Origin of the sequence: Pseudomonas sp. ICMP 460 (genome assembly GCF_002723595.1) — a bacterium.
GTDB lineage: Bacteria > Pseudomonadota > Gammaproteobacteria > Pseudomonadales > Pseudomonadaceae > Aquipseudomonas > Aquipseudomonas kitaguniensis.
This window is the reverse complement of sequence record NZ_LKBR01000038.1, coordinates 15453-27242: the sequence shown is the minus strand read 5'-3', so window position 1 is coordinate 27242 and position 11790 is coordinate 15453. Positions and strand designations below refer to the sequence as shown.

The following is an 11790-nucleotide window of genomic DNA, read 5'->3' as shown; positions in this document are numbered from 1 at the left end:
CCCGCTCCGTAATATCTGCGTTCGGCCAGCGTGGTTTAACGGGGCGCCTTAGATCAAGATCACAAGCAGGCGGCCTGAAAGCCGGCCCAATCTCACATGCTGAATGCGACCAAATGTGGGAAATTCTATGGCTGAAAAAGCGGGACGCAGAGCGTCCGGAGCGGCATTACCACGCAGAGCGTGGGAACGATCATCCCCCAAGCGGAATGTGGTCAAACTGTGGGAGGGGGCTTGCTCCCGATGGCGGTGGGTCAGTCAACTCATGTATCAACTGTAAAACTGCTATCGGGAGCAAGCCCCCTCCCACAGAAAGCAAAAAAAAAGCAGATCTGCTTTGTTCTCCAGAGCCGCCTTTGATCTGCTTCTGATCCGCTTCAACCACTCAGGTCGGCTTTCAGGCCGCCGTGCTCTTGATCTTTGTGATCTTGATCTGAAAAGCGCCCCGTTAAACCACGATGGCCGCACGCAGGCTTGAATCCGTGGGTAACCCGGCAGGACGCCGGGTTAGCCGCGCNAGCCGCGCTGGGCCAAGGATGGCCCATCGCGGCGGCCCACGGATTCAAGCCTGCGGGCGGGCACACCGAGCCTAAGCGAGGTGCCGAGTGGTGGGGCAAGAGCGTTTTGGTTACTTTTGCGCTTTTCAAAAGTGACTCGCTGTAAGAGCGAAACCGATACAAGCCATCACCCAAACAACGGATATGCACGAAAACCCAAAGAACACCCCAAGCCCGCTCGCCGCGCGACAGCGCCACATCAAAAAAGCAGATCTGCAGCATACGCTGGGCCTGCCCCATCAGCTCTTGTGCAATTTGCTCATCAGTTGCGCCTCGGCATGGGTCAACCCACACGACTGGGTCAGCTCATCCACCGTAGCCCCCATGCCCACCAACTTCGCCGCCTGAGCGAAAGACAGGCTGGAGGGATCACGCTGCTCAATCTGCGCCACCTTATCCGGCAACGGCGCCAGAATTGCGCGCAGCTCATGCACCTCATCCCCCACCCGCACCGCACTCTGCTGGAAGTGATCAACGCGCTTGACCAACTCCAGAATGCGCCGGTCACGCACCGCATCGCGCTCAGCCTGTTGCAGGGCCAACTCTCGCTGCTGGCGCATATAGCGCAGCGCAAACGCCAACGTCCCGGCCCACAACAGGGCCAGGACAATTACTGCGGCTTCAAAGAACAATCAGATGTTCTCCAGATCCGACCACTCTTCTTCGCTCATCATCTTGTCCAGCTCAACCAGAATCAGCAGTTCGCCGTTCTTGTTGCACACGCCCTGGATAAACTTGGCGGATTCTTCGTTGCCAACGTTCGGCGCGGTTTCCACTTCCGATTGGCGCAGGTAAACCACTTCGGCCACGCTGTCGACCATGATCCCGACCACTTGCTTGTCGGCTTCGATGATGACGATACGGGTGTTGTCGTTAACCTCGGTCGGCACCAGGCCAAAACGCTGGCGCGTGTCGATGACCGTGACCACATTACCGCGCAGGTTGATGATGCCCAGCACGTAGCTTGGCGCACCCGGCACCGGCGCAATCTCGGTGTAGCGCAACACTTCCTGCACGCGCATCACGTTGATGCCATACGACTCGTTGTCCAGTTTGAAGGTAACCCATTGCAGAATCGGATCATCTAAACCTTGTGCGGACGCTGACTTGTTCATACCCCTGACCCCTTCAAAATTGGCCACGCACCAGCGCGGCCCTTATTGTTCAATCAACTGCGTTTGTTTTGCGGCATCGACTTCACGGCACCACTGGCGATCAATTCGGCCAACTCGGCGACATCCAGCAATGCACACATATGCTCAATCACGGTGCCCGCCAACCATGGCCGCTGGCCTCGCTGGCTGCGCCATTTGATTTCGTTAGGGTCCAGGCGCAACGAGCGGCTGACTTGATGCACCGCCAGCCCCCACTCATAGCCCTGCACCGAGATCACGTACTGCAAACCCTCGCGAAAGTCATCGCGGTAGCGGTCGGGCATTACCCAGCGCGCGGTGTCCAGCACCTTGAGGTTGCCGGCCTGGCTGGGCAGGATGCCGAGAAACCACTCCGGTTGCCCGAACAGCGGCGTCAGTTCCTGGCCTTGCAAAGAATAGATCGATCCGAGGCACACCAGCGGCACCGCCAGGGTTAGCCCGGCGACGTCGAACAGCAGGCACTCGAACGGCTCGGCAGCCCATGCCGGGCGCCCGTCACCGTTGACGGGCGGCGGCGTAATGCTCGGCGGCATGTGCACGTCCGCCACCGGCTCGGCCACCACCGGCGCCACCACCACTGGCGTGATCGGCACCACTACAGGTGCAGCCACACGTGCCGGCAAAGGCTCGGGCTCAGGCGCGGGCGCAACCACCGGAGCGACCTGCGCATCACGCGCCTGTTCTTCGAGCACTGCCAACTGGAATTCATCCAGCGTACTGGCAGGTTCAACAGCGGGTTCGACGGCGGCTTCAAGCACCACAATCGGCTCTGGCAGTTGCTCCTCGGTCGCTTCCTGCAACAACGCATCCAGGTAGGATTCGAGTGCCAGTTGCGGCCGGGTCTTGAGTTTGACAGGACGATTCATCACGCCACCTGCGCCACAAGTTGCTGCGACAGCAGGTGCTTGAGCAACGCGCGGTAAGCCAGCACGCCACGGCTTTTGCCATCGAACTGCGACGGCGTTAGACCGGCGCGGCTGGCGTCACGCAAGCGCGTGTCCACCGGGATGTAGCCCTGCCAGATAGCCTCGGGGTAGCCATCGCGCAATACGCGCAAGGTGCCGAGGGACGCCTGGGTGCGGCGGTCGAACAAGGTCGGCACGATGCTGAACGGCAATGGCTGCTTGCGCGAGCGGTTGATCATCGCCAGCGTGCTGACCATGCGCTCCAGGCCTTTTACCGCCAAGTGCTCGGTTTGCACCGGGATCACCAACTGCTGGCTGGCCGCCAACGCGTTGACCATCAGCACGCCGAGCAACGGCGGGCTGTCGATGATCGCGTAGTCGAAACTCTGCCACAGTTGCGCCAGGGTCTTGGCGATCACCAGGCCCAAACCACTCTGGCCCGGCGACTGGCGCTCAAGGGTGGCCAGCGCGGTGCTCGATGGCAGCAGGGAAATACTGTCGTTACTGGTAGGCAGCAGCAGTTGCGCCGGCAGGTCGGCAGGCACGCTGCCTTTGTGCAGGAACAGGTCGTAACAGCTGTGTTCCAGCGCATCCGGGTCATAGCCGAAATAGCTGGTCATCGAGCCATGCGGGTCCAGGTCGACCACGACCACACGCTTGCCCGCCTCGGCCAGCAAGCCGGCTAAAGCGATGGAGGTGGTGGTCTTGCCGACCCCACCTTTTTGATTGGCAACTGCCCAGACTCTCATTCGGTTGGTTCCTCCCGGCAGGCATTGGCGCGACCGAGACATTGCATAAAGTTATTGAGCCGGTGACGGAGAATTGACGGCACTCTGACGAACCGACGGCTTAACGGTTGGCGTTGCAGTTTGTGTGCCAGCCCGCTTCAGTGCCGCATCCGGTGTTGCATTGGCCGTGCCCGTGCCGGTCAGGCTGCGGCGCACATCCAGGTTGCGCGACACCACCAACACCACCCGGCGGTTGCGCGCACGGCCTTGCGCGGTGGCGTTATTGGCCACCGGCTGGAACTCCCCATAGCCCACCGACGCCAGGCGCTCAGGGTTCACACCCTGCATCGCCAACATGCGCACGATGCTCGCAGCGCGTGCCGAGGACAACTCCCAGTTGGTCGGGTACTGGGCGGTGGCAATCGGCAGGTTGTCGGTAAAGCCTTCAACGTGAACCGGGTTTTCAAAGGGTTTCAAAATAGCCGCCACCTTGTCGATGATGGTGAACGCCTGATCACTCGGCATCGCGTCGGCACTGGCGAACAACAGGCTGGAATTAAGCTCGATCTCTACCCACAGTTCATTGCCGCGCACGGTCATCTGGTTGGAGCTGATCAGGTCACCAAACGCTGCGCTGATGTCATCGGCGATGCTTTTCAACGGGTCGCTGGTGCCCCCTACGCCAGCGGCGGTTTCGTCGCTGTCGTTGACCAGCGGCTTGGCCGGCGTCACCGTTTTCGGTCGCTCGTCACCAATCGGGATCGGCTTGAGCGCGCGGTCGGAGTCTGAAAACACGCCGATCAGTGCCTCGGAAATCACCTTGTACTTGCCTTCGTTGACCGACGAGATCGAATACATCACCACGAAGAAGGCGAACAGCAAGGTGATGAAGTCCGCGTAGGACACCAGCCAGCGCTCATGGTTAATGTGTTCTTCCGGCTCGCGGCGGCGACGGCTCACAGCAAAGCACCTCGCGCTGCACAACCCGGCTCGTGGTGTCGAACAGGCTTATTGTGGCGAGCGGGCTTGCTCGCGTTGGGCTGCGAAGCAGCCCTGATAAAAGCAGCGCATTTTTCCAGGGTAGACCGGGTTTCAGGTTTTGGGGCCGCTTCGCAGCCCAACGCGAGCAAGCCCGCTCGCCACAAAGAGCCCGCTCGCCACAGAGAGCTTTTTGGCCACTGATTAGAAGTGTCGATGTGCATCGCCATCAATCCATGAAGCCCTGGAGCTTCAGTTCGATAGAGCGTGGGTTTTCGCCCTCGGCAATCGACAAGATGCCTTCGAGCAACATTTCGCGATAACGCGATTGCCGCAGGGCAATCGACTTGAGTTTGCTGGCCACCGGCAACAGCACCAGGTTGGCACTGGCCACGCCGTAAATGGTGGCGACAAACGCCACGGCAATGCCGCTGCCCAGTTGCGAGGGATCGGCCAGGTTGCCCATTACGTGGATCAAACCCATCACCGCGCCGATGATGCCGATGGTCGGTGCATAACCGCCCATGCTTTCAAATACCTTGGCGGCGTTGATGTCGCGGCTTTCCTGGGTGTAAAAGTCCACTTCCAGGATGCTGCGGATCGCTTCCGGCTCGGCGCCGTCGACCAATAATTGCAAGCCTTTACGCGAGTAACTGTCGGGCTCGGCATCGGCCACGCTTTCCAGGCCCAGCAGGCCTTCCTTGCGCGCGGTGAGGCTCCAGTTGACCACGCGGTCGATGCCGCCTGGCAGGTCGACACGCGGCGGGAAAATAATCCATATGACGATTTGCATCGCGCGCTTGAATGAACTCATCGGCGCCTGCAACAGCGCAGCGCCGACGGTGCCGCCAATCACGATCAATGCCGCAGGGCCGTTGGCCAAGGCGCCAAGGTGGCCGCCCTCGAGGTAGTTGCCGCCGATAATTGCGACAAACGCCATGATGATGCCAATCAGGCTCAATACATCCATCAGAGGCAGGCCTCCACCAGATGCTTGCCGATGTCATCCAGGCTGTACACGGCGTCGGCCAGGTCCGCTTTGACGATGGCCATGGGCATGCCGTAAATCACACAACTGGCTTCGTCCTGCGCCCAGATCGCGCTGCCGCCTTGTTTAAGCAGGCGCGCGCCTTCACGGCCATCGGCGCCCATGCCGGTGAGCACCACCGCCAGAACTTTGTCGCCGTAGGACTTGGCCGCAGAACCGAAAGTGATGTCCACGCACGGCTTGTAATTCAGGCGTTCGTCGCCCGGCAGGATTTTAATCGCGCCACGCCCATCCACCATCATTTGCTTGCCGCCCGGCGCCAGCAACGCCAGGCCAGGACGCAGGATGTCGCCATCCTCGGCTTCCTTGACGGTGATGCGGCACAGCTTGTCGAGGCGCTCGGCGAAGGCTTTGGTAAACGCCGCCGGCATGTGCTGGATCAGCACAATCGGCGCCGGGAAGTTGGCCGGCAATTGGGTCAATACCCGCTGCAAGGCAACCGGGCCACCGGTGGACGTACCAATAGCGACCAGCTTGTAGGCTTTGCGCTTGGGTGCAGGCGAATGCGCGCCTGGCGCAGGCGCGCGGGCCGGTGCCACCGCAGGCCGGGCCACCGGCGCAGGCGCCGCACGGCCAAACGATGAAGCGGGCGCCGCCGTTGCGGCCGGGGCATGCACGGGCGCGGGAGCGGGTGCATGGGCAGGTGCCGGGGCACTCGACAAGCTGCGACGGTTACTGCGCGAAATGCTGTGCACCTTTTCGCACAGCATCTGTTTGACCTTCTCGGGGTTACGCGAGATGTCTTCGAAATTCTTCGGCAGGAAGTCCACCGCACCCGCGTCCAGCGCATCCAGGGTTACCCGGGCGCCTTCGTGGGTCAGCGAGGAGAACATCAATACCGGGGTGGGGCAGCGCTGCATGATGTGTCGAACTGCCGTGATGCCATCCATCATCGGCATCTCGTAGTCCATGGTAATCACGTCCGGTTTCAACGCAATGGCCTGATCAATCGCCTCTTTGCCGTTAGTGGCCGTACCGACCACCTGAATCGTTGGATCGGCGGAGAGAATTTCCGAGACGCGACGGCGGAAGAAACCCGAATCGTCCACCACCAGGACCTTGACTGCCATAAACACTCCGTTAGGTGGGGCGGGCGAAACCGCCCTGCCCCGCCAGAATCAAATACGCCGAGCGGCGTAACGCTTGAGCATGCTCGGAACATCAAGAATCAGCGCGATCCGACCGTCACCGGTAATGGTCGCACCCGACATGCCCGGTGTTCCCTGCAGCATTTTGCCCAAAGGCTTGATGACCACCTCTTCCTGGCCCACCAGTTGATCGACGACAAAGCCGATCCGCTGAGTGCCCACCGAGAGAATCACCACATGGCCTTCACGCTGTTCTTCATGCTTGGCCGATGCAACCAGCCAGCGCTTGAGGTAGAACAGGGGCAATGCCTTGTCGCGCACGATCACCACTTCCTGGCCGTCCACCACGTTGGTGCGCGACAGGTCGAGGTGGAAGATCTCGTTGACGTTGACCAACGGGAAGGCGAAGGCCTGGTTGCCCAGCATCACCATCAGCGTCGGCATGATCGCCAAGGTCAACGGCACCTTGATGACGATCTTCGAGCCCTGGCCCTTGGTCGAGTAGATATTGATCGAGCCGTTGAGCTGGCTGATCTTGGTTTTCACCACGTCCATGCCGACGCCGCGGCCGGACACGTCGGAAATCTCGGTTTTGGTCGAGAAGCCCGGCGCGAAGATCAGGTTGTAGCACTCGGTGTCGGTCAGGCGGTCCGCGGCGTCCTTGTCCATCACGCCACGCTTGACCGCGATATTGCGCAAGATCGCCGGGTCCATGCCTTTGCCGTCATCGGTGATCGACAGCAGAATATGGTCGCCCTCTTGCTCAGCCGCCAGAATCACCTTGCCGCCACGCGACTTGCCCGAGGCCTCGCGTTCTTCCGGGGTTTCGATGCCGTGGTCGACGGCGTTGCGCACCAAGTGGACCAGCGGGTCGGCCAGGGCCTCGACAAGGTTTTTGTCGAGGTCGGTTTCTTCACCCACCAGTTCCAGGTTGATCTCTTTCTTGAGCTGGCGCGCCAGGTCGCGAACCAGTCGCGGGAAGCGGCCGAAGACTTTCTTGATCGGCTGCATCCGTGTTTTCATCACCGCGGTCTGCAAGTCAGCCGTCACCACGTCGAGGTTCGACACGGCCTTTTGCATGGCTTCGTCGCCGCTGTTCAAGCCCAGGCGCACCAAGCGGTTACGCACCAGCACCAGTTCGCCGACCATGTTCATGATGTCGTCCAGGCGCGCGGTATCAACGCGCACCGTGGTTTCGGCTTCACTGGCAGGTTTTTCGGCCACCGGCGCGGCTGCGGCGCGTGCAGGTGCTGGCGCAGCCGCAGGTGCCGGGGCTGGCTTGGCCGCAACCGGCGCCGCCGCTTTGGCGGCAACCGGTGCAGCCGTGGCTGCCGTGGCTGGCGCTGCTGCGGCCGGGGCCACTTCGGTGAACTTGCCTTTACCGTGCCACTGGGCCAACAACGCTTCGAATTCGTGATCAGAGATCAACCCATCGCCCGCAGGTTGCGCAGTGGCAGCTGCACTGGCAGCTGCACTGGCAGCGGGTGCCGTGGCCGTGGCGGCGACTTCCGGCAAGGCTTCGGCCGCAAACGTGCCTTTGCCATGCAGTTGGTCGAGCAACGCTTCGAATTCGTCGTCGGTAATCTCGTTGCTGGCAGCGGCAGGAGCAGCAGCAGCAGCAGCAGCAGCAGCAGCAGGCGCTTGCGACTGGGCGGCAGGTGGCGCCACCGCGTCGGCCGCGAACTGGCCTTTGCCATGCAACTGGTCGAGCAGCGATTCGAACTCAGCGTCGGTAATGTCTTCGCTGGTCGGCTCTGCGGACGCAGTGGCAGGCGCAGTAGCCGCTTGTGGCGCTTCAGCCTCAGCCTTGACCGCGCTGAGGGAGTTGAGCAGTTGCTCGAACTCGCTGTCCGTCACGTCTGCTTCAGGCTCAGCCACAGGCTCTGGCGCTTGCACCACCGGCGCAGCCGTGGTGTCGGCAGGCTCTGCCAGGCGCGCCAGGGCGGCCAGCAGCTCCGGGGTAGCCGCAGTGATCGGCGCACGTTCGCGCACTTCACTGAACATGCCGTTGACCGCATCCAATGCTTCGAGAATCACGTCCATCAGTTCCGAGTCGACGTGCCGCTCACCCTTGCGCAGGATGTCGAAAACGTTCTCGGCGATGTGACAGCACTCCACCAGCTCATGGAGCTGGAGGAAGCCGGCGCCCCCTTTTACAGTATGAAAACCGCGAAAAATTGCATTGAGCAGGTTCGCATCATCCGGTCGGCTTTCCAGCTCGACCAGTTGTTCGGACAGTTGCTCTAAAATTTCGCCGGCCTCTACAAGGAAATCCTGAAGGATCTCTTCATCGGCGCCGAAGCTCATGTGGGTGCTCCTTAGAAGCCTAAACTGGATAACAGGTCATCGACATCATCTTGACCTGACATAACGTCTTCACGTTTATCGGCATGAATCTGCGGACCTTCACCCTTGGCGAGATGTTTTTGTGGATCTTTTTCCGAGAGGATCGATTCGCGGTCATGTTCGATGCCGGCGAAACGATCAACCTGGCCTGCCATAAGCACCAATTTGAGCAAGTTGCTTTCCACTTCGGTGACCAATTGGGTCACACGCTTGATCACCTGACCGGTGAGGTCCTGGTAATCCTGGGCCAGCAGAATGTCATTGAGGTTGCTGGAAACCGTACGGCTTTCCTGTTCGCTGCGCGTCAGAAACCCGTCGACCCTGCGGGCCAATTCACGAAACTCTTCAGCACCCAGTTCCCGACGCATGAAACGGCCCCAGTCAACACTGAGGGCTTGCGCTTCGGTGGCCATGCCATTGACCAGGGGCGTGGCGTTTTCAACCAGGTCCATGGTGCGGTTGGCCGCCGCCTCAGTCAGTCTGACCACGTAGGACAGGCGTTCTGTGGCATCGGTAATTTGTGATATTTCTTCAGCCTGGGGCATGTGCGGGTCAATTTGAAAATTGACGATTGCACTGTGCAGCTCGCGCGTGAGCTTGCCCACTTCCTGATACAGGCCGCGATCACGGGTCTGGTTAAGCTCATGGATCAACTGCACCGCGTCGCCGAAGTGGCCTTTTTCAAGGCTGTCGACCAACTGGTGAGCATGCTTTTTCAGGGTCGACTCAAAGTCGCCCAGTGACGTTTCTTTATGCTCCATAGCTCCCCCGTGGCAGCATCACTGACCGATTCGTTCGAAGATTTTTTCGATCTTCTCTTTCAAGGCCAATGCAGTGAATGGCTTAACCACGTAACCGTTGACCCCAGCTTGAGCGGCTTCGATGATCTGCTCACGCTTGGCTTCGGCGGTGACCATCAACACAGGCAAGCTGCGCAGTTTTTCGTCCGCGCGCACATGGCGCAGCAGGTCGATACCGGTCATGCCAGGCATGTTCCAGTCGGTTACCAGAAAGTCGATGCTCCCGCTGTTGAGGATCGGAATCGCCGTAATGCCGTCATCCGCCTCGACCGTGTTTGTGAACCCAAGGTCACGCAACAGGTTTTTTATGATCCGCCGCATCGTTGAGAAGTCATCAACGATGAGGATTTTCATGTTCTTGTCCAATTCGACCTCCAAGCAGTCTTAAACGCGCCCAGCACCTGGACGCGCCATTTCAATCAACAGGCGTTACACAAAAAGGACTGCCGGGGCACCACGGAACGAATCCGCGAAAGGCGTTACACCTTTCGCCTGGTTGCGCTGCAGTGTCCCCACACTGCCTGTCAGCGCGCGCGCCACTCTCCCAATCGCCCCCGCAAGCGGGCCGCGCACTGGCTATGCAGTTGGCTGACACGCGATTCGCTGACCCCCAGGACCTCACCGATTTCCTTGAGGTTCAGCTCTTCGTCGTAGTACAGCGCCAACACCAGCCGCTCACGCTCCGGCAAATTGGCAATTGCTTCAGCCAACGCACCCTGAAAACGTTCATCTTCCAGGTCGCGCGACGGTTCGAGATGAGCACTCGCGCCGTCCTCGTGCAGCCCTTCGTGTTCGCCGTCCTGCAACAGGTCGTCGAAACTGAACAGGCGGCTGCCCAAGGTATCGTTCAGAATCCCGTAATAATCATCGAGACTCAATTGGAGTTCGGCCGCAACTTCATGATCTTTAGCGTCACGACCGGTTTTTGCTTCAATTGAGCGAATTGCGTCACTGACCATGCGTGTATTGCGGTGTACCGAACGCGGCGCCCAATCCCCTTTACGCACTTCATCGAGCATCGCGCCGCGAATACGAATACCCGCGTACGTCTCGAAACTCGCGCCTTTGCTCGCGTCGTATTTGGTCGACACTTCGAGCAGGCCGATCATGCCGGCCTGGATGAGGTCTTCAACCTGCACGCTGGCAGGCAGGCGTGCCAGCAAGTGGTAAGCAATGCGTTTGACCAAAGGCGCATAGCGCTCGATCAACTCGCCCTGGCTGTCACGTGCCGACTTTTTGTAAAGGTTGTAGCCGCTGGATGTCATAGCACCGGACCTGCGCTCGTGTGATGCACCAATCGCTCGACGAAAAACTCCAAATGCCCGCGCGGGTTGGCGGGCAGCGGCCAGGTATCGACCTTCTGGGCAATCGCCTTGAACGCCAAAGCGCACTTCGAACGAGGGAATGCTTCATAGACTGCACGCTGCTTTTGCACAGCCTTGCGCACACACTCGTCATAGGGAACTGCGCCGACGTATTGTAAGGCGACATCCAGGAAGCGATCCGTGACTTTGGTCAACTTGGCGAACAGGTTGCGCCCTTCCTGCGGGCTTTGGGCCATGTTGGCCAGCACGCGGAAGCGGTTCATGCCGTAGTCACGGTTCAGCAGCTTGATCAGCGCGTAGGCGTCGGTGATCGACGTCGGTTCGTCGCACACCACCAGCAATACTTCCTGGGCGGCCCGCACGAAGCTGACCACGGACTCGCCGATGCCGGCGGCGGTGTCGATCACCAGCACGTCGAGGTTGTCGCCAATATCACTGAACGCCTGGATCAGGCCGGCATGCTGCGCCGGGCTAAGGTGCACCATGCTTTGTGTGCCGGAGGCGGCCGGCACGATACGAATCCCGCCGGGGCCTTGCAGCAGCACATCGCGCAGCTCACAGCGGCCTTCGATCACGTCGGCAAGCGTGTGTTTGGGTGTCAGCCCCAACAAAACGTCGACGTTCGCCAGCCCCAGGTCAGCATCCAGCAGCATGACGCGACGGCCAAGCTCTGCCAGGGCCAGGGACAAATTCACTGACACGTTAGTTTTTCCGACGCCACCTTTGCCGCCGGTCACCGCGATCACCTGTACGGGATGCATGCTGCCCATTTTATTTCTTTACCTTGTCTTGCTTAGACGCAGGCTACATGGCTTGGCCGCGTGAATCGCTTGCAGACCATCGATGTAGGTACATTTCACGGTG

General features: G+C 60.2%; 12 protein-coding genes. All 12 read right to left on the bottom strand.

Going from position 1 to position 11790, the window contains the following annotated elements:
- Window positions 1-793 precede the first annotated feature (793 nt).
- Window positions 794-1186, bottom strand: coding sequence for a DUF2802 domain-containing protein (locus AO240_RS22190; protein ID WP_058413166.1), 393 nt, complete (start codon window positions 1184-1186; stop codon window positions 794-796).
- The gene (locus tag AO240_RS22185; protein WP_003236843.1) at window positions 1187-1669 is read right to left on the bottom strand and encodes a chemotaxis protein CheW; all 483 of its coding nucleotides are present in this window, start codon (window positions 1667-1669) and stop codon (window positions 1187-1189) included.
- A 53-nt stretch (window positions 1670-1722) separates the two neighbouring features.
- Window positions 1723-2574 (bottom strand): CheW domain-containing protein, encoded by an 852-nt coding sequence (locus tag AO240_RS22180; protein ID WP_099239257.1) that lies wholly within the window; start codon window positions 2572-2574, stop codon window positions 1723-1725.
- Window positions 2574-3362 (bottom strand): ParA family protein, encoded by a 789-nt coding sequence (locus tag AO240_RS22175; protein ID WP_099239255.1) that lies wholly within the window; start codon window positions 3360-3362, stop codon window positions 2574-2576. The genes AO240_RS22180 and AO240_RS22175 overlap by 1 nt, the downstream gene beginning before the upstream one ends.
- 51 nt (window positions 3363-3413) lie before the next feature.
- Window positions 3414-4301: a flagellar motor protein MotD gene (gene motD, locus AO240_RS22170; protein WP_099239253.1), complete on the bottom strand. Its 888-nt coding sequence runs from the start codon at window positions 4299-4301 to the stop codon at window positions 3414-3416.
- A gap of 247 nt (window positions 4302-4548) precedes the next feature.
- Window positions 4549-5289, bottom strand: coding sequence for a flagellar motor protein (locus tag AO240_RS22160; protein ID WP_058413170.1), 741 nt, complete (start codon window positions 5287-5289; stop codon window positions 4549-4551).
- The gene (locus AO240_RS22155; RefSeq protein WP_099239249.1) at window positions 5289-6437 is read right to left on the bottom strand and encodes a chemotaxis response regulator protein-glutamate methylesterase; all 1149 of its coding nucleotides are present in this window, start codon (window positions 6435-6437) and stop codon (window positions 5289-5291) included. The genes AO240_RS22160 and AO240_RS22155 overlap by 1 nt, the downstream gene beginning before the upstream one ends.
- A gap of 48 nt (window positions 6438-6485) precedes the next feature.
- Entirely contained in the window at window positions 6486-8762 is a 2277-nt protein-coding gene (locus tag AO240_RS22150) for a chemotaxis protein CheA (protein WP_099239247.1), read from the bottom strand.
- Between the two features lie 11 nt (window positions 8763-8773).
- Window positions 8774-9562, bottom strand: coding sequence for a protein phosphatase CheZ (locus tag AO240_RS22145; protein ID WP_058413172.1), 789 nt, complete (start codon window positions 9560-9562; stop codon window positions 8774-8776).
- Between the two features lie 18 nt (window positions 9563-9580).
- Window positions 9581-9955, bottom strand: a complete 375-nt coding sequence (locus AO240_RS22140) for a chemotaxis response regulator CheY (protein ID WP_161936704.1) — start codon at window positions 9953-9955, stop codon at window positions 9581-9583.
- Window positions 9956-10125: 170 nt separating this feature from the next.
- Window positions 10126-10866 carry an RNA polymerase sigma factor FliA gene (gene fliA, locus AO240_RS22135; RefSeq protein ID WP_058413174.1) on the bottom strand — a complete coding sequence of 247 codons (741 nt, stop codon included), beginning with the start codon at window positions 10864-10866 and terminating at the stop codon, window positions 10126-10128.
- Window positions 10863-11696 carry a flagellar synthesis regulator FleN gene (gene fleN, locus AO240_RS22130; protein WP_058413175.1) on the bottom strand — a complete coding sequence of 278 codons (834 nt, stop codon included), beginning with the start codon at window positions 11694-11696 and terminating at the stop codon, window positions 10863-10865. Before fleN ends, fliA begins: the two co-directional genes overlap by 4 nt.
- Window positions 11697-11790 lie beyond the last annotated feature (94 nt).